The organism is Oryzobacter telluris (assembly GCF_043099285.1).
GTDB classification, from domain to species: domain Bacteria; phylum Actinomycetota; class Actinomycetes; order Actinomycetales; family Dermatophilaceae; genus Oryzobacter; species Oryzobacter telluris.
In genome coordinates, this window is the sequence record NZ_CP170723.1 from 2,831,810 (window position 1) to 2,849,475 (window position 17,666).

At 73.2% G+C, this 17,666-nt stretch carries 13 protein-coding genes; 4 read left to right on the forward strand and 9 right to left on the reverse strand.

The window, feature by feature from the left end; all coding sequences use genetic code 11:
- Both ACFLFB_RS13060 and ACFLFB_RS13065 read right to left on the reverse strand, forming a co-directional pair.
- Positions 1–339: a P-II family nitrogen regulator gene (locus ACFLFB_RS13060; protein ID WP_392542612.1), complete on the reverse strand. Its 339-nt coding sequence runs from the start codon at positions 337–339 to the stop codon at positions 1–3.
- Positions 336–1,751 (reverse strand): ammonium transporter, encoded by a 1,416-nt coding sequence (locus tag ACFLFB_RS13065; RefSeq protein WP_392542613.1) that lies wholly within the window; start codon positions 1,749–1,751, stop codon positions 336–338. Before ACFLFB_RS13065 ends, ACFLFB_RS13060 begins: the two co-directional genes overlap by 4 nt.
- A 157-nt stretch (positions 1,752–1,908) precedes the next feature.
- Here ACFLFB_RS13065 and ACFLFB_RS13070 point away from each other — a divergent pair, with 157 nt between their 5' ends.
- Entirely contained in the window at positions 1,909–2,355 is a 447-nt protein-coding gene (locus ACFLFB_RS13070) for a thiol-disulfide oxidoreductase DCC family protein (protein WP_392542614.1), read from the forward strand.
- An 87-nt stretch (positions 2,356–2,442) separates the two neighbouring features.
- On the opposite strand, the gene ftsY is transcribed toward ACFLFB_RS13070, so the two are convergent.
- The 4 genes from ftsY to ACFLFB_RS13090 all read right to left on the reverse strand — a co-directional run bounded on the left by ftsY (position 2,443) and on the right by ACFLFB_RS13090 (position 8,866).
- Positions 2,443–3,642, reverse strand: a complete 1,200-nt coding sequence (gene ftsY / locus ACFLFB_RS13075; RefSeq protein WP_392542615.1) for a signal recognition particle-docking protein FtsY — start codon at positions 3,640–3,642, stop codon at positions 2,443–2,445.
- Positions 3,643–3,736: 94 nt separating this feature from the next.
- On the reverse strand, positions 3,737–5,719 hold the full coding sequence (locus ACFLFB_RS13080; RefSeq protein ID WP_392542616.1) for a M13 family metallopeptidase: 1,983 nt from the start codon (positions 5,717–5,719) through the stop codon (positions 3,737–3,739).
- Between the two features lie 60 nt (positions 5,720–5,779).
- Positions 5,780–8,434, reverse strand: a complete 2,655-nt coding sequence (locus tag ACFLFB_RS13085) for a WD40/YVTN/BNR-like repeat-containing protein (protein WP_392542617.1) — start codon at positions 8,432–8,434, stop codon at positions 5,780–5,782.
- A gap of 210 nt (positions 8,435–8,644) precedes the next feature.
- A complete protein-coding gene (locus ACFLFB_RS13090) occupies positions 8,645–8,866 on the reverse strand; it encodes a hypothetical protein (RefSeq protein ID WP_392542618.1) in 222 nt (73 codons plus the stop codon).
- Between the two features lie 73 nt (positions 8,867–8,939).
- Here ACFLFB_RS13090 and lepB point away from each other — a divergent pair, with 73 nt between their 5' ends.
- The gene (gene lepB / locus ACFLFB_RS13095) at positions 8,940–9,656 is read left to right on the forward strand and encodes a signal peptidase I (protein ID WP_392542619.1); all 717 of its coding nucleotides are present in this window, start codon (positions 8,940–8,942) and stop codon (positions 9,654–9,656) included.
- Between the two features lie 27 nt (positions 9,657–9,683).
- Here lepB and smc read toward each other — a convergent pair whose 3' ends face one another.
- The 3 genes from smc to ACFLFB_RS13110 form a co-directional block, all read right to left on the reverse strand.
- Positions 9,684–13,253: a chromosome segregation protein SMC gene (gene smc / locus ACFLFB_RS13100; protein WP_392542620.1), complete on the reverse strand. Its 3,570-nt coding sequence runs from the start codon at positions 13,251–13,253 to the stop codon at positions 9,684–9,686.
- Between the two features lie 221 nt (positions 13,254–13,474).
- Positions 13,475–13,780, reverse strand: a complete 306-nt coding sequence (locus ACFLFB_RS13105; protein ID WP_392542621.1) for a chorismate mutase — start codon at positions 13,778–13,780, stop codon at positions 13,475–13,477.
- Between the two features lie 62 nt (positions 13,781–13,842).
- The gene (locus ACFLFB_RS13110; protein ID WP_392542622.1) at positions 13,843–14,154 is read right to left on the reverse strand and encodes an acylphosphatase; all 312 of its coding nucleotides are present in this window, start codon (positions 14,152–14,154) and stop codon (positions 13,843–13,845) included.
- Between the two features lie 98 nt (positions 14,155–14,252).
- Between ACFLFB_RS13110 and ACFLFB_RS13115 the strand changes: the two genes are divergently transcribed.
- Together ACFLFB_RS13115 and ACFLFB_RS13120 are read left to right on the forward strand one after the other, a co-directional pair.
- On the forward strand, positions 14,253–16,199 hold the full coding sequence (locus ACFLFB_RS13115; RefSeq protein WP_392542623.1) for an acyltransferase family protein: 1,947 nt from the start codon (positions 14,253–14,255) through the stop codon (positions 16,197–16,199).
- 140 nt (positions 16,200–16,339) lie between these two features.
- A complete protein-coding gene (locus tag ACFLFB_RS13120) occupies positions 16,340–17,659 on the forward strand; it encodes an MFS transporter (RefSeq protein WP_407075702.1) in 1,320 nt (439 codons plus the stop codon).
- Positions 17,660–17,666 lie beyond the last annotated feature (7 nt).

Sequence of the window (17,666 nt, forward strand, 5' to 3'; positions counted from 1 at the left end):
TCAGATCGCCTCGACGCCGCGCTCCCCGGTGCGAACCCGGGCCACGTCCTCGACGGGCACGACCCAGATCTTGCCGTCACCGATGCGGCCGGTCTGCGCGGCCTTGAGGATCACGTCGACGAGCGAGGACGCGTCCATGTCGTCGACGAGGATCTCGATGCGCGACTTCGGGACGAAGTCGACGGTGTACTCCGCACCGCGGTAGACCTCGCTGTGGCCGCGCTGGCGGCCGTAGCCGTGGGCCTCGCTGATGGTCATGCCCTGGATGCCGAAGGCCTCGAGGGCCTCCTTCACCTCGTCGAGCTGGTGCGGCTTGATGATGGCGGTGACGAGCTTCATGAGGTTGCTCCCTCGTAGTCCTTGGCGGAGGTCTCCTCGTGGTGGCGGGCGTCGTGCTGGGCACCGAAACCGGTGACACCCATCCGACCGCCCCGCGACACGAGGTCGTACGCGGACTCGGCGTGCTCGGCCTGGTCGATGCCGGCGACCTCGACGTCCTCGGGGATCCTCCAGCCCATGGTGGCCTTGAGGAGGAGCGCGATGACGAGGGTGACGACACCGGAGACGGCGAGCGAGGCGAAGGCGACGAGGATCTGCACGACGGTCTGCTGGACGCCGTCACCGTAGAACAGGCCGCCGCTGGTGGCGAGCAGGCCCGCGCCGATGGTGCCCCAGAGGCCGGCGACCAGGTGGACGCCGACGACGTCGAGCGAGTCGTCGTAGCCGAAGCGGAACTTCAGGCCGACGGCCAGGGCCGAGAGGCCACCGGCGACGACACCGAGGACGATCGAGCCCAGGGGGCTGAGCGCCCCACAGGCCGGGGTGATGGCGACGAGGCCGGCGACGACACCGGACGCGGCGCCGATGCTCGTGGCGTGGCCGTCACGGAACTTCTCCACGACGAGCCAGCCGAGCATCGCGGCGCAGGTGGCGACGGTGGTGTTGATCCAGACCAGGGCGGCCGTCTCGTCGGCGGCGAGCTCGGAGCCCGCGTTGAACCCGAACCAGCCCATCCAGAGCAGGCCCGCGCCGATCATCGTCAGCGGCACGTTGTGCGGACGCATCGCGACCTTGCCGAAGCCCACCCGGGTGCCGACGACGAGCGCCAGGACCAGGCCGGCCATACCGGCGTTGATGTGGACGACGGTGCCACCGGCGAAGTCGATCGGGGCGATGTTGGCGGCGCCGTCGGTCGTGCCGAAGACCAGTGCGGACAGGCTGTTCTCGGCGCCCGAGAGCAGGCCACCGCCCCAGACCATGTGCGCGATCGGGAAGTACGCGAAGGTGACCCAGAGGGCGGAGAAGACCATCCAGGTGGAGAACTTGATGCGGTCGGCCACCGCGCCGCTGATGAGGGCGACCGTGATGACCGCGAAGGTCAGCTGGAAGCCGACGAACGCGAGCTCGGGGATGTTCCCGTAGCCCTCGTAGCCGAAGGGGTTGATGATCGCCTCGGTGTTGGCGAGGCCGAACTTCTCGAAGGGGTTGGCGATGATGCCGGCGACGTTCTGGCTGCCGAAGGACATCGAGTAGCCGTACAGGACGTAGATGATCCCCACGACGCCCATGGCGCCGAAGGACATCATCATCATGTTGAGGACCGACTTGGCCCGGGTCATGCCGCCGTAGAAGAGGGCGAGTCCGGGAGTGGTCATGAGGAGGACGAAGGAGGCGCAGAGGATGACGAACGCCGTGGATGCGTAGTCGACCGTCTCTGCTGCCTCCGCCAGGGGCATCAGTGCTGTGCTCATGCGCCAACGGTGACGGCGCCGGGTTTCGCCCCCCGCCGTGTCGTGTTTCGGGGATGTTGCGAACCGGCACCCGGTGTCAACATCGCATTTCGGGTCGGCCCCGGTCCCGGATGGTGAGACCGGCGGTCCACGACACGGCCCGTGCGAGGATCGAGGCGTGAGCTCCCTCGCCTCGCCGACACCGTCGACCGACCCGTCCTCGCCGGTCCTGCCGGTCCTCCCCGTCCTCGTGTTCGACGGCGACTGCGCGTTCTGCAGCACGAGCGCGCGGGTGCTCACCGGCCGGCTGCGCCGCTCTCCCGACGACTTCGCCGTGGAGCCGTGGCAGCACCTCGACCTCGCGGCGCTGGGGCTGACGCCCGAGGCCTGCCTCGACGCCCTCCAGTGGGTCGACGCCTCGGGGCAGGTGTCCGCGGGGCACCGCGCGGTCGGGAAGGCGCTGCTCGCGTCGCGCTGGTGGGTGCGGCCGGCGGGCGCCGTGCTCCTCGCGCCGGGGGTCGGTCTCGTGGCCGCGCCGGCCTACCGCTGGGTGTCGCGCAACCGGCACCGCCTGCCCGGCGGCACCCCCGCCTGCGGCCTCCCCGCGCCTCCCCCCGCCGCCTGACCTGCTACCGACCGCGCTGGAGCGCGACCTACCGCCTGGTCCGTGGGGTAATCACCCCACGGACCAGGCGGTAGGCCGCGCGGGAGGTCAGTCGAGGATGGCGTCGACGAAGGCCTCGGGGTCGAAGGGGGCCAGGTCGTCCGGGCCCTCCCCCAGGCCGACGAGCTTGACCGGGACGCCGAGCTCGCGCTGCACCGCCACGACGATGCCGCCCTTCGCGGTGCCGTCGAGCTTGGTGAGCACGATGCCGGTGATGCCGACGACCTCGCCGAACACCTGCGCCTGACGCATGCCGTTCTGGCCGGTGGTGGCGTCGAGGACGAGGAGCACCTCGTCGACCGGGCTCTGCTTCTCGATGACCCGCTTGACCTTGCCCAGCTCGTCCATGAGGCCGGTCTTGTTCTGCAGGCGGCCGGCGGTGTCGATGATGACGACGTCGGCCTCGAGCTCGGCGGCCGCCTTGACGGCGTCGAACGCGACGGCCGCCGGGTCGGCGCCCTCGCGGTCGGAGCGCACGGTGGGCACGCCGACCCGCTCGCCCCACGTGGCCAGCTGGTCGGCGGCGGCGGCGCGGAAGGTGTCGGCCGCCCCGAGGACGACGTCCTTGTCCTCGGCGACGAGCACGCGGGCCAGCTTGCCCACGGTCGTGGTCTTGCCGGTGCCGTTGACCCCGACGACGAGGATGCACGCGGGCCGGTCGTCGACGCGCGAGGAGACGATGGAGCGGTTCATCGACGGGTCGACGATGGCGAGGAGCTCCTCGCGCAGCCAGCCGCGGACGGTGGCCTCGTCGGTGGCGCCCTCGACGGCCACGCGGGTGCGCAGGGCGTCGACGAGCTGGGTGGTGGCACCGACCCCGAGGTCGGCGGCGAGGAGGGTGTCCTCGACCTCCTCCCACGCGGCCTCGTCGAGCTTGCCGCCGGACAGGAGGGCGAGCAGGCCCTTGCCGAGGGCGCTGTTCGAGCGCGCGAGCCGGGCCCGCAGGCGGCGCAGGCGGCCGGCCGGTGCGTCGGGCCGCTCGATGGTGGGGAGCGGCTCGGGAGCCACCTCCGGCGCGACGTCGGGCTCGACCGCGATGTCGTCGGGCGACTCGATGGTGCCGATGGCACCCTCGAGCGGCTCGTCGACGTCGATCGCGGAGCCGCCGTGGGCCGGCGGGTGCGACGTCGGCAGGTCCTTGGACCGGCCGCCCCGGCCTCGCAGCAGTCCGAGGGCGATGCCCCCGACGACCACGATGATGCCGACGGCGACGGCGAGGTACTCCCACAGGGTGTCGATGGCGCTCACCCGGCCATCCTTCCAGCAGGGCGAGGAGCCCCCAAAACGGCGGGACCCGCCCCCCCTCGCCGGGGTCGGCGGGCGGGGCGGGTCATGGGACGGCTCAGAAGATGCGCACGCGCTCCTCGGGGGCCACCCACATCCCGTCGCCCTCGCTCGTGGCGAACGCCTCGTGGAACTCGTCGAGGTTGCGGGCGGCGTTGGCGCGCAGGTCCATCGGTGCGTGCGGGTCGATGACGAGGAGGCGCTCGGCCTCCTCGCGGCGGGCGACCCCGCGCCACACCTGGGCCCAGCCGACGAAGAAGCGCTGGTCGCCGCTGAGGTCGTCGAGGACCGGGGCCTGCTCGTCGCCCAGCGAGATCCGGTAGGCCAGGTGCCCGATGGTGAGCCCGCCGAGGTCGCCGATGTTCTCGCCGACGGTGAGCGCGCCGTTGACCTTCTTGCCCGGGGCGTCGCGCGTCTCCAGGCCGGTGAACTGCCCGATGAGGGCGTCGGCGAGGGTCTGGAACGCGGTGCGGTCGTCGTCGGTCCACCAGTTGCGCAGGGTGCCGGTGCCGTCGAACTGCGAGCCCTGGTCGTCGAACCCGTGGCCGATCTCGTGCCCGATGACCGCGCCGATGCCGCCGTAGTTGACCGCGTCGTCGGCGTCGACGTCGAAGAACGGCGGCTGGAGGATGGCCGCCGGGAAGACGATCTCGTTCAGGCCCGGGTTGTAGTACGCGTTGACCGTCTGCGGGGTCATGAACCACTCGTCGCGGTCGACGGGGCCGCCGATCTTGGCGAAGTTGCGGTCGATCTCGAACGCGACGGCGCGGCGCACGTTGCCCAGCAGGTCGCCCTCCGCCACCTCGAGGCCGCCGTAGTCGCGCCAGCGCTCGGGGTAGCCGATCTTCGGGGTGAACTGGCCGAGCTTGGCCAGCGCCTCGCGGCGGGTGTCGTCGCCCATCCACGGCACGGCCGAGAGGCTGCGGCGGAAGGCCTCCACGAGGTTGGCCACGAGCTCGACCATGCGGTCCTTGGCGTGCGGCGGGAAGTGCCGCTCGACGTAGAGCTGCCCCACGGCCTCGCCCAGCGCCTCCTCGACCAGCGACACACCCCGCTTCCAGCGCTCACGCATCTCGGGGACCCCGGAGAGGGTGCGCCCGTAGAAGTCGAAGTTCTCCTCGACGAGCGCGGAGGAGAGGTAGGGCGCGTGGGCGTGCACGACGTTCCAGGCCAGCCAGTCGCGCCAGGCCTCGACGGGCTCCTCGGTGAGGGCGGCGGCGACCGAGCGCAGGTGGTCGGGCTGGCGGACGACGACGGCGTCGAAGGCGCTGTCGGGGGCGCCGAGACCGGCGAGGTAGGCGTCCCAGTCGAGCGGCGCGAGCTCGGCCAGGCCGGCCCGGTCGAGGAGCGTGTAGGTCTTCACGGGGTCGCGGTTGGTCACCTTGTCCCAGTGCCCGGCGGCGATGCGGGTCTCCAGGGCCATGACCCGGGCGGCCGCACCGGCGGGGTCCTCCCACCCGGCGAGCCCCAGCATCCGCTCGACGTGGCCGACGTACGCCTCGCGCTTGGTGGCGTGCTCGTCGTCTCGGTAGTACGACTCGTCGGGCAGCCCGATGCCGGACTGCTCGAGGTAGACGACGTAGCGGTCGGGGTCGCGGTCGTCGGTGTTGACGAACGGGATGACGAGCCCGCCGACGCCCGAGCGGCCGAGCGAGCCGGTGGCCGCGACGACCCCGGCGGCGTCCTGCACGGCGCGCACGGTGGCGAGGTCGTCGTCGAGCGGCGTGGTGCCCAGGGCCTCGACGGCGTCCTTCGCCATGAAGCTGGCGTAGAGGTCGCCGACCTTCGCGGCCACGGTGCCGGGCGCGGGCGAGCCGCCCGCGACCTCCTCGATGATGGTGCGCACGTGCTCCTCGGCGGCCTCGCGCAGCGCGTCGAAGCTGCCGTACCTGCCGCGGTCGGCCGGGATGGTGGTCGTGGCGACCCACCGACCGTTGACGTGGGCGAAGAGGTCGTCCTGCGGCCGGACGTCGGGGTCGACGCCGGTGTGGTCGATGCCGGAGTTCACGCGGGCTCCTGTCGGGGTGGGACGGGTCCGCATCATCGAACCACACGCGACCGACGGTGCCGGGCGGAGCCGGCACCGTCGGTCACGGGGTGGTCAGCCGGTCGTCGCCAGGCTCCAGATGCCCCGGCCGTGGGTGGCCGCGTAGAGCACGCCGTCGGGGCCCTGCTCGATGTCCATGACGACGGTGAGCGGCAGGCCGGTACCGAGCGACTGCCACTGGGTGTCGCCCGGCGCGCGGTAGAAGGCACCGAGGTCGGTGCCCACGACGAGGGCGCCGTTCGCCAGCTGCTTCACCGAGCTCGCCGGCACGTCGGGCAGGTTGGCCGAGACGTCGGACCAGGTGGCCCCGCCGTCGGTCGTCTGCCACACGTGGCCCAGGCCCACGCCGGGACCCTCGGTGAACTTGCGCGAGAAGCCGTTGACGGCGACGTACGCGTGCTGGGCGTTCGCCGGGTCGATCCCGATCCCGCCGAGGTAGCGGTTCGGGAAGGCGGCGGGAAGCGTCAGCGCGTGCCAGGTGCCACCCGCGTTCGTGGAGATCCCGCGGGCGAAGCCGGCGTTGTTGCACGGCCCGCACCACGCGGTGTACGCGACGCCGCCCTGCATCGCGACCGCCGTCGTCGAGTGGTTGGCGCCGTTGTCGAAGACGTTCTTCACGGCGTCGGCGGAACGGGCCTTCCAGACCTGCGGCACGGTGTAGACGTACCGGCCGGCGAAGATCGCCGTGTCGGGGTTGGCGCCGTCCAGGGCGATCGGGGAGATGAACCGCGGCGACGGGTCTCCCGGGTCCAGGCTCCACGAGGTGGCGTCGGCCTCGCTGAGCGCGCCCTTGTTGAGGGCGCAGGTGTTGGTCACCTTGACCGCGAGGTTGACGTACTCCTGCAGCTGGTTGCAGCCGTTGCGCGGGTCGGCCGCACCGTCGCCACCGTCACCGCCGAAGTTCGAGCCCATGTGGCCCGCCGGGTCGGCGTTGCTGCCGGTGGGGTTGACGTGGAAGAGGTTGGACACGCCGTTGTCCTGCAGGCCACCGGAGACGACCTGGCCGCCGTTGGCCTTGTCGGCCCCCACGGACACCGAGTAGTACTGCAGCGCACCCAGGGTGCCGTCGGTCGACATCGACTCGAGGTCGGTGGCGTTGCCGTTGGCGTTCACGGCGCCGTTGACCGGGCGCCGGTACACGCCACCGTCGTTGCCGAAGAAGACCTTGCCGCCGCCGACGGCGACCGAGTGCTGGTCGGGGTGACCCGCGAGCGGGCAGGAGTTCTTGGTGTCGTCGATGTTCCAGCACGGGAAGGTGAAGTTCCAGTACGGCGACGGCGTGGTCCAGTGCTGTCCGGCGTCCTTGGTCTCGAAGACCTCCTCGAGGCCGGCCCACACGTGGTCGGCGTTCGCGGGGTCGACCGTGAGGAACTGGTTGTACCAGGCCTGCACGCCGACCGAGTAGCCCTTCTTGTCCAGCGCGGAACCGCTCTGGAGCAGCTGGGTGTGGTTGGCGATCTGGTTCCACGGGCCGAGCGGCGAGCCGGTCTTGGACACGAAGATCCCGGCGAGGTTGCTCGCACCGTTGATCTTGCTCGGCTGCTGCACGGTCGCGTAGAGACGCCCGCCGTCCTTGCTGAAGGCGAAGGTCGTGTAGCCGATGTCGGTGGAGTTGGTGATGGCGCCGAGGGTCACCTTGACGCGGGTCCAGCTCGACGGGCCCTTCGTGTAGTCCTTGGTCTCGTAGAACCCGTTGTAGGTGTCGCCCGAGCGCCAGCCGATCGCGGCGATGACGTGCTTGGGGTCCTTGGGGTCGACGGCGATGTCGTTGACGATGTTCTTGTAGGCCGCGTTCGTCGCACCGGAGGACTGCGAGTCCTTCCAGTCCGTGCCGCCCGACACGAGGACGTGGCCGGCGTCGTCCTTGATCTCCGGCATCCACGACATGTTCGGCGCGAAGCCGAAGGTCCACGCCGAGGAGCCCCCGGCGTTGGAGTGGAACCACACGCCGCGGTTCGTGGCGGCGAAGACGACACCGCTACCGGGACGCACCCGGCCGATCGTCGTCGACTCGAGCTCCTTGCCGCCCACCCGGTCACCCGGGACGAAGCTGCCCGTGCGCGGCGACCCCAGGCGGTAGACACCGGCACCGACGTAGGACGTCGCCCCGGTGTTGGCCTCGCCCGTGGAGAACCACAGCGAGCTGTCGGAGGCGAGCTGGAGGTCGCCCGAGGACAGCGACGGCAGGGCGTCGGCGATGGCGGTCCAGCCCGCGTGTGCGGCGTCGCCGGTGCCCTTGCTCGAGCGCCAGACGCCACCGTCGGCGCCCGCGGCGTAGACGTAGCCCGAGTCGTCGGCGGCCAGGCCGGTCACGCGGCCGGAGACGTAGCCGGCGCCACCGCTGGAGTTGGAGTTCCAGTCGCGGTAGCGCGGGTCGTCGGCGTCGTAGCCGACCTTGGTCACCTCGTGCCAGGTACCCGCCGAGTGCTTCAGCGCGGTGATGGCGGTGTAGGCCGACGAGTAGGCGCCCGGTGCCACGATCCCGGAGGGGGCGGTGCGGGCCTGCTCGAACTGGTCGGCGATGGTGAACGCCTCGCGCGACTCGTCCTGGGCCTCGGTGGGGTTGCCACCCGCGATCATCAGGGCCTTCTCCATCACCGCGGCGTTGTAGTGGCGGCCCGCCCATTCGTGCTTGAGCCACTCCTCCCGCAGCTCGTAGCGGCCCAGGTAGGCCCCGCCGATGGAGGCGATCAGTGCCGCCCCGGTCACCCCGGCGATGATGCGCCGGTTCCTTGTCGCGAGAGTCCTCATGCGTCCTCCAACCAGACCCGCGTCAGGCACGGGCGCCGCGGCACCTGTGGGCACCGCCGCGAGACGCTACGCCGCGAACCCGCAGGTCACCAGCCTGTGGATCCTGTGAAAGAGGGCCCGTTTCCTGTGAGAAACGGGCCGTTCCTGTGAAGGACGTGTGGGGGCGGCTCAGCCGCGGGCGCCCACGACCTCGTCGGCCATGTGGGCGTCGTCGGCGGCGCCCTCGGAGCGACCGAGGGAGAGCTGGCGGTCGCGGATCGAGCCGACGACCTCCTCGCCGCGCTCGGTGAGGACGTCACGGCCGGCGCGGCGGGCGGGCACGGCCACGAGGGCCATGACGACGAGCGCCAGAGCGACACAGAACAACATCCCCATCACGACCGAGACCATGGCACCAGTCTCGCCGAGCCGACGGGGGGCGACCAAATCGCCGATCCCCCGGGCTGCACCTAGAGTGGCGCCCGTGACGACCGCAGCGGCCGCGTCGGACGGGGCGGCGACGCGTCCCCGTCGTCGACTCCCCATGTTCACCGAGGTGATCCTCGCCCTCGTCGCCGTGGCCCTCGTGCAGGCCTTCCTCGTCAAGCCCTTCGGGGTGCCGTCGCGCTCGATGGAGGAGACGCTCCACGTCGGCGACCGCATCCTCGTCAACCGCCTCGACGGCTCGGTCGCCCGCGGGGACGTCGTCGTCTTCGGCCACGGCGAGACCTGGCAGGAGCGCTCGCTGCCCGACCCGACCAACCCCTTCTCCCGCGCCGCGCGCTGGTTCGGCGACCTCACCGGCATCGGCCCCAGCAGCACGGCCTACACGGTCAAGCGGGTCATCGGCCTACCCGGCGACCGGGTCGCCTGCTGCACCTCCGACGGCAGGGTCACCGTCGACGCCGAGGCGCTCGACGAGCCGTACGTCCACGAGGACCTCCCCTTCACCGCCGGCAGCCTGGACTGCTCGAGCAGCCCGCGCTCCACCCGCTGCTTCCCCGAGATCACCGTGCCGAAGGACAACCTCCTCGTCCTCGGCGACCACCGCTCGCAGTCGGCCGACTCCGTCATCGGCTGCCGTGGCGCCGCCGACGGTCCCGAGTGCGTGCGGCTCGTGCCGATAGAGCGGGTCGTGGGGCCCGTCGTCCTGCGGTTCTGGCCGCTGGGCGACCTCGGCGGGCTCCCCCACCACCCGTAGCCGCGGCCGGGCGGGCCGGCCCTTGCCTCAGGCGGTGGCGGCGACGTCGCGGATGCGCTGGCTGACCACGGTGGTCACGCCGTCGCCGCGCATCGAGACGCCGTAGAGCGCGTCGGCGACCTCCATCGTGCGCTTCTGGTGCGTGATGACGATGAGCTGGCTGGAGTCGCGCAGCTCCTCGAACAGGGTGATGAGGCGGCCCAGGTTGGTGTCGTCGAGGGCGGCCTCGACCTCGTCCATGATGTAGAACGGGCTCGGCCGCGCCTTGAAGATCGCGACGAGCAGGGCCACCGCGACGAGCGAGCGCTCGCCACCCGAGAGCAGGCTGAGCCGCTTGACCTTCTTGCCCGGCGGGCGTGCCTCCACCTCGATGCCGGTGGTGAGCATGTTCGAGGGGTCGGTGAGGACGAGGCGTCCCTCGCCGCCGGGGAACAGCCGGCCGAAGACCCGCTCGAACTGGGCCTCGGTGTCGTGGAAGGCCTCGGTGAAGACCTGCTCGACGCGCTCGTCGACCTCCTTGACGATGTCGAGCAGGTCGCGCTTGGAGCGCTTGAGGTCCTCGAGCTGCGTGGTGAGGAAGGTGTGCCGCTCCTCGAGTGCCGCGAACTCCTCGAGCGCCAGCGGGTTGACCCGGCCGAGGGCCTGCAGGCCGCGCTCGGCCTTGCGCAGCCGCTTCTCCTGCTCCTCGCGCACGTAGGGCACGGGCTCGGGCGCCTGGTCGGGGTCCTCCCCCGGGCCGGCGACGTGCGGGACCTCGCGGTGCGGGCCGAACTCCTCGACGAGGACCTCGGGGTCGATGCCGAGCTCCTCGACGGCCTTGGCCTGCAGCGTCTCGATGCGGGCGACCTGGCGGGCGCGGGCCATCTCGTCGCGGTGGGCGCTGTCGGTGAGGTCGCGCAGCTCGTCCTGGACGGTGGTCAGCTCGTGGCGCAGCGCCGACCCCTCGCGGTCGCGGTTCGCACGCTCGGCCTCGGCGGCGTCGCGGGCGGTGGTGGCCAGGGCCAGCGCGGCGGTGACGCGGCCGACGGCGTAGACGGCCGCGGCGCGCACGGCCTCGGCGACGGTGGCCTCGCGGCGGCGGCGATCACGGCGCTCGCGCAGCCGTTCGCGGGCGGCGAGCTCGTTGCGGGCGGCGCCCTCGAGGGAGTCGGCGCGGCCCTTGAGGGCGCGGGCCCGCTCCTCGCGGGTGCGCAGGGTGAGGCGCAGCTCGGTCTCGGCGGTGCGGGCCCGGCTGGCGGCGAGCTCGAGGCGGTCGCGCTCGTCGGTGCCGGGCTCGTCGGTGTCCTCGGCGGGCTCGGCCTGGGCCTGCTCCAGCCGGGCGTCGAGCGCCTCGAGCTCGGTGCGGTCGTTCTCGAGCGCCACGCGGGCGTCGGCGATGGCGCGCTCGGTGCGGTCGGCCTCCGCGCTCGCGGTGCGGACCGAGGCCCCGAGGCCACCGAGGCGCTCGGCGACCGCGGCCATCCGGGCGTCGGACTCGTGGAGGGCCTCGAGGGCCGCTTCGACGTCACCTCCGGCGTCGCGGGCCTCCTCGCGGGCGGCGGCGAGCGAGAACCGGGCGCGCTCGGCGCGGCTGCTCGCGGCCTCGAGGGTGGTGCGGGTCTCGGCCACGGCGGCCTGGACCTCGAGCAGGCTCTCGCCGGCGCTGCTGCCGCCCCGGGCCCAGCCGGGGCCGAAGACGTCGCCGTCGGCGGTCACCGCGGTGACCCCCTCGCGGCGGGCGACGAGGGCGACCGCGTGGGCCGCCGTGGGGACGAGCGCGACGCGGTCGAGGAGCTGCTCGACCGCGGGGTGCACGTCGTCGGGGGCGGTGACGACGTCGCGCGCCCAGACGGCGTCGCCGTCGAGGGCCGGCCAGGTGGCGGGGTCGCTGGGGGTGGCCGTGGCACCGACGAGGAGGGCCGCGCGGCCGCCGTCGTCGTCGCGCAGGCTCGAGATGGCGCGGGCCGCGTGGTCGGCGGTCGGGACCGCGAGCGCCTCGGAGGCCCAGCCCAGGGCCGCGGCGACCGCGGCCTCGTGGCCGCCGGAGACGTGGAGGAGGGAGGCGACGGTGCCGACGACGCCGTGGTCGTCGCCCGCGGCGAGGAGCGTGGCCGCGCCGTCCTTGCGGCGCAGGCTGAGCTCGAGGGCCTCGAGGCGTGCGGCGGACGACGAGCGCAGCCGCTCGGCCTCGCGCTCCTCGGCGACGAGCCGCTCGACCTCCGCCTCGGCCTTCGCGAGGCGGTCGGCGGCGGTCTCGTAGGTCTGGTCGAGGCCTTCCTCGCCCTCCTCCTCGACGGCGACGCCGCCCTCGAGGCGGGAGAACTCCTGCTCGGCCTCGGCGGCGCGGGCGCGCGCGGCGGCGACGAGCTCCTGGAGGCGGCCGATCTCGGCCTCCCCGGCCTCGATCCGGCTGCGGCGGGCGCCGACCTGGCCGGCGAGCTTGGCCAGCCCCTCGCGGCGGTCGGCGGCGGCGCGGGCGAGGCGGGCCAGGCGGGTCTGCTCCTGCGCGAAGGCGCTCTCGGCGCCTTCGCGGGCGGCGACGGCGGCGGCGAGCTCCTCGGTGGTCTCGGCGACCTCGGCGAGCAGTCCGGCCTCGGCCTCACGGGCCTTCTCGGCCTGGGCTCGCAGCTCGTCGGGATCGCGGCCGCTCGTGGTCTCGTGCTCCTCGTCCTGGCTGAGCAGGCGGACCCGCTCGGCCGCGACCGAGCCCGTGGACTCCATCCGGTCGCGCAGGCTCTGCAGCCGCACGAAGCGCTCCTGGGCCCGGCTCAGCTCGGGGGCGGCGTCGGTGGCCCGGCGCTCGACGTCGGTGAGGCGCTGGCGCACGTCGGCGAGGGCGTCCTCCACCGCGGTGCGGCGCTCGATGAGCGCGGTCTCGTCGGCGACCTCCTGCTCGAGGACGGCGGTCAGCTGGACGAGGTCGTCGGCGAGGAGGCGCAGCCGGCTGTCGCGCGCGTCGGCCTGGATGACGGCGGCGCGGCGGGCGGCCTCGGCCTGGCGCCCGAGCGGGCCGAGCTGGCGGCGGATCTCGCCCGTGAGGTCCTGGACCCGGGTGAGGTTGGCCTCCATCGTCTCCAGCTTGCGCAGCGCCTTCTCCTTGCGGCGGCGGTGCTTGAGGACGCCCGCGGCCTCCTCGATGAAGCCGCGGCGCTCCTCGGGGGTCGCGCGCAGGACGGTGTCGAGCTGGCCCTGGCCGACGATGACGTGCATCTCGCGGCCCAGGCCCGTGTCGGAGAGGAGCTCCTGGACGTCGAGGAGCCGGCAGTTCGTGCCGTTGATGGCGTACTCGGAGCCGCCACCGCGGAACATCGTCCGGGTGATCGTCACCTCGGAGTAGTCGATGGGCAGGGCACCGTCGGTGTTGTCGATGGTGAGGCTGACCTCGGCGCGGCCCAGCGGCGGGCGGCCCGCGGTGCCGGCGAAGATGACGTCCTCCATCTTGCCGCCGCGCAGGGACTTGGCCCCCTGCTCGCCCATGACCCAGGCGAGGGCGTCGACGACGTTGGACTTGCCCGAGCCGTTCGGGCCGACGACGCAGGTGATGCCGGGCTCGAGGCGCATCGTCGTCGCCGAGGCGAAGGACTTGAAGCCCTTCAGGGTCAGCGTCTTGAGGTACATGCGGCGGTCGTCAGCTCTCGTCGGTGCGGTTCTCCCCCCGGTCCGGCCGGGTCGGGGGCGACTCTACCGGCGGGGCCGCGGCCTGTCGGGATGACGTCGGCCGCCGGTGGTGCCTGTGACCGGTGGGGCTGGTGGTGCCCCTGGTGCTAAGGCGTCTCGCCGTGAGTGCGGAGGTGGTCGCCCTGACCACCGTTTCCGCACTCGCGGCGAGGAGTGGGCGGTCAGGCGGAGGGGGCCGGGTCGGAGCCGGCGAGGTTCTCGTGGTGGTGGATGACCTCGGCGATGATGAAGTTGAGGAACGCCTCGGCGAACTGGGGGTCGAGCCCGGACTCGTCGGCCAGGGCCCGCAGCCGGGTGACCTGCTCCTCCTCGCGTCCCGGGTCGGCCGGGGGCAGACCGGCGGCGGCCTTCAGCTCGCCGACCGCCTGGGTGCACTTGAAGCGCTCGGCGAGCAGGTGGACGAGCGCCGCGTCGATGTTGTCGATGCTCGAGCGCAGGCGGGCCAGCTCGGGAGGGAGGTCGCTCACCCCGCCATCGTAGGAACCCCGTCGGCGCAGGTCGCGTCACGTCCACCACGCGGTCGGGACGCTCAGCGCTCGCGGAAGCCCTGCTGGCCGCGGGCGTCGCCCCACGCCGGGGTCGAGACGGTGTCGACGCGTCCGGGGCGGCGGGCCGACGACGGCTGCTCGGCGAGGAGGGCGACGAGTCGCGTCAGCGCGTCCTCCGGCCCCTCCGCCACGACCTCCACACGGCCGTCGGCGGTGTTGCGCGCGAACCCGGCCAGGCCCAGCTCGAGCGCGCGCGAGCGAGTCCACCAGCGGAACCCGACGCCCTGCACGTCGCCCCGCACGAACACCGCGACGCGTCGCACCCCACCACCACCGTCCGCGCGCTCCGTCATCCCCCGATCCTAGGAACCCCGCCGCGCACCCACTGGTCACGGGCGTCCCACGAGCGCGCCTCCGCCACGCCGTCACCACCGGCCCCTACCGTGACCCCATGAGCACCACGGAGGCTCAGCGGACCCATGCGGTCCGCGACCCCGTGCCCGGGGCCTCCCCCGGCACCGCTCCCGAGCGCCCCGACGCCCCACGCCCCACCCGCCGCCTGGCCGGCCTCGACGGCCTGCGCGCCCTCGCCATCGCCGCGGTCCTGCTCTTCCACCTCGACGCCACCTGGCTGCCGGGCGGCTTCCTCGGCGTCGACGTCTTCTTCGTCGTCTCGGGCTTCCTCATCACCACGCTCCTCGTCCGCGAGCGGGCCGCCACCGGACGCCTCGACCTCCCGGCCTTCTGGACCCGCCGCGCCCGTCGCCTCCTGCCGGCGCTGCTCGTCCTCGTCCCCTCCTCGGTGCTGCTCGCCCGGCTCAGCGAGGGCGACCTCCTCGTCGGCGTCGAGCGCCAGGTCCTCGGGGCGCTCACCTTCACCTCGAACTGGCTCGAGGTCGCCGCGGGGACCGACTACTTCGCCGCCACCTCGCCCCAGCTGTTCATGAACCTCTGGTCGCTCGCGGTCGAGGAACAGTTCTACCTCCTGTGGCCCCTGGCCCTGCTCGCCCTCGTCACCGTGGCGCGGACCCCCGCAGCCCGCGCCGCCGTGGCCGCCACGGCCGGCCTGGCCTCGGCCGTCCTCATGGCGCTCACCCTCGACCCCGACGCCCCCACCCGCGCCTACTTCGGCACCGACACCCACCTGTCCGGCCTGATGATGGGCGCCGCCCTCGCCTTCGCGTGGGCTGCCCCCCACCGCGCCTGGACCGCCACGGCCGCGTGGAACCGCCACCGCCGCACCGTCGCCGGGGTCGCCCTCGCCGTCCTGGGGCTGCTCCTCGCCACCGCCTCGGAGACGTCGGCCTGGACCTTCCGCGGCGGCATCCTCCTCGCCGGCCTGGCCACCACCGCGCTCGTCCTCGTCGTCGTCGAGCGCCCCGGCCGGCTGCGCGCCGTCCTCGAGCTGCCCGTCGTGCGCTGGGTCGGCGCCCGCAGCTACGGCATCTACCTCTGGCACTGGCCGGTCGTCCTCGTCGTGGCCCAGGACCTGCCCGAGGCCCGGGGCAGCACCGCCTACGTCCTCACCCGGGTGTGGGCGCTCGTCGTCACCCTCGCGGTCGCCGACCTGTCCTACCGCTTCGTCGAGCTGCCGGTGCGCCGCCGCGGCTTCGGCGGTGCCGCCAGCGAGGCCTTCCGCCGGCTGCGCTCGCTCGGTCCGCGCGGCGCCCGGGTCGTCTGGGGCGTCGTCGCCGTCGTCACCGTCGCGACCGTGGTGGTCCTGCTCACCGCCCCCGACCGCACGTCGACCGAGGAGCTGATCCGGGCCAACGAGGCAAGCCTCACCCGCTCCGACCCCGCACCGTCCACCGCCGCCGACACGACCGTGGCCGCGAAGCCCGCCGCAGGCCCGGCCAAGCTGGAGCAGGACTGGTCGATGCCCACCGGCCGCGAGGTCGACGTCCTCGGGGACTCGATGGTCGTGGGCGCCAGCCACGCGCTGCGCTACTACCTGCCCCGGATCCGCATGGACGCCAAGAGCAACCGCCGCTGGTCGGCCGCCCCCGGCCTGGTGTCCACCCGCGGCGACACCCTGCGGCGCGCGGTCGTCCTCGGCTTCGGCACCAACGCCGGCACCGACGAGGCCGAGGTGCGCCGCACCCTCGACGCCCTCGGCCCGAAGCGGATGGTCGTCCTCGTCACCCTCCACGGTCCGTTCAGCCGCATCGAGACCGACAACGCGGCTCTGCGCGAGCTCGCCACGGGCCGCGACAACGTCGTCGTTGCCGACTGGGACGCCGCGCTCGAGGGCACGAGCGGACAGCTCCAGCCCGACGGCATCCACCCGAGCCTCGTCGGCAGCCACCTCTATGCGAAGACCATCCGCGCCGCCCTCGCCGAGCTGAGCGAGCGGCACACCGGCACCCCCGTCGTCCTCAAGGCACTGCCGCTCCCCTGACCGGGCGGGGCGACACCGTCGGACCCCGCCCCTACAGTGCTGGCGTGCCCCTCGACGACATGGACGAGACGACGGCGCCGACCACCACGCCGGGCGCCGACGTCCACCTGCCGCCGGGGGTGGAGCGGGGCCCGGAGACGATGCGCACCTTCCGCGCGGTCCTCGGCAACACCCTCGTCGCCAACGTGACCTCGAGCTACCTCTGGTTCGCCCTGACCTTCTGGGCCTACCTCGAGACGCGGTCGGTCATGGCCACCTCGATCATCGGCGGTGGCTACATGCTCTTCACCGCCGCCTGCGGCACCTTCTTCGGGACCTTCGTCGACCACCACCGCAAGAAGCAGGTCATGGTGGTCTCGTCGGCGGTCACCCTGGTGTCCTACGCGGCGGCCGGGGCGCTGTGGCTGCTCCTGGGCGAGGAGCTCCTCGCCGACTGGAGCGGTCCGGCGTTCTGGCTCTTCGCGGCCGTGATCCTCGTCGGCGGTGTCGTCGAGAGCCTGCGCAACATCGCCCTGTCCACCACCGTGACCCTGCTCGTGCCCGAGGACGGCCGCGACAGGGCCAACGGGCTCGTCGGCACCGTGCAGGGCATCGCCTTCATGGTCACCAGCGTCTTCAGCGGGCTGAGCGTGGGCCTGCTCGGCATGGGCTGGACCCTCGCCGTCGCCCTCGCGCTCACCGGGCTCACCCTCGCCCACCTCCTGCCGATCTCCGTCCCCGAGGTCGAGCCCGAGGTGGAGGCCGGGCGCTCGCGCTTCGACGTGCGCGGCGCGCTCACCGCGATCCGGGCGGTGCCCGGCCTCGTGGCGCTCATCCTCTTCTCGACGTTCAACAACCTCGTCAACGGCGTCTACATCGCCCTGATGGACCCCTACGGCCTCACCCTGTTCAGCGTCGAGGCGTGGGGCGTCGTCCTGGGCGTCACCGGGCTGGGCTTCGTCGTCGGGGGTGGCCTCGTCGCGCGGTTCGGCCTGGGCGCCAACCCCGTTCGCAGCCTGCTGCTCGTCAACCTCGGCGTCGCGGTGCTCGGGATGACGTTCACGGCGCGGGAGTGGGCGTGGCTCTACGTCGTCGGGATCTTCCTCTTCCTGTGCATCATGCCGGTGGCCGAGGCGGCCGAGCAGACGATCCTGCAGCGGGTGGTGCCGTTCCGCACGCAGGGCCGCGTGTTCGGCTTCGCCCAGAGCGTCGAGCTCGCGGCCAGCCCGGTCTCGGCGTTCCTCATCGGCCCGATCGCGCAGTTCTGGCTCATCCCGTACATGGACTCCGACGACGGGCGCGCCACGTGGGGCTGGCTGCTCGGCGACGGCGAGGCGCGCGGCATCGCCCTGGTCTTCCTCGGTGCCGGGGCCATCGTGTTCGTCACGGTCCTGCTCGCCCTCGCGTCGGCGCCCTACCGCCGCCTGTCGCAGGCCTACGCCGACGCGCCGCAGCAGCTCGAGGCCCAGCAGGCGGGCTGACGGCCCC

Coding starts and splice junctions, on each gene's coding strand:
- ACFLFB_RS13065 (WP_392542613.1), bottom strand. CDS start 1,751: ATGAGCACAGCACTGATGCCCCTGGCGGAGGCAGCAGAGACGGTCGAC.
- ACFLFB_RS13080 (WP_392542616.1), bottom strand. CDS start 5,719: ATGCGGACCCGTCCCACCCCGACAGGAGCCCGCGTGAACTCCGGCATC.
- ACFLFB_RS13110 (WP_392542622.1), bottom strand. CDS start 14,154: ATGACGGAGCGCGCGGACGGTGGTGGTGGGGTGCGACGCGTCGCGGTG.
- ACFLFB_RS13060 (WP_392542612.1), bottom strand. CDS start 339: ATGAAGCTCGTCACCGCCATCATCAAGCCGCACCAGCTCGACGAGGTG.
- ACFLFB_RS13090 (WP_392542618.1), bottom strand. CDS start 8,866: ATGGTCTCGGTCGTGATGGGGATGTTGTTCTGTGTCGCTCTGGCGCTC.
- smc (WP_392542620.1), bottom strand. CDS start 13,253: ATGTACCTCAAGACGCTGACCCTGAAGGGCTTCAAGTCCTTCGCCTCG.
- ACFLFB_RS13115 (WP_392542623.1), top strand. CDS start 14,253: ATGAGCACCACGGAGGCTCAGCGGACCCATGCGGTCCGCGACCCCGTG.
- ACFLFB_RS13120 (WP_407075702.1), top strand. CDS start 16,340: ATGCGCACCTTCCGCGCGGTCCTCGGCAACACCCTCGTCGCCAACGTG.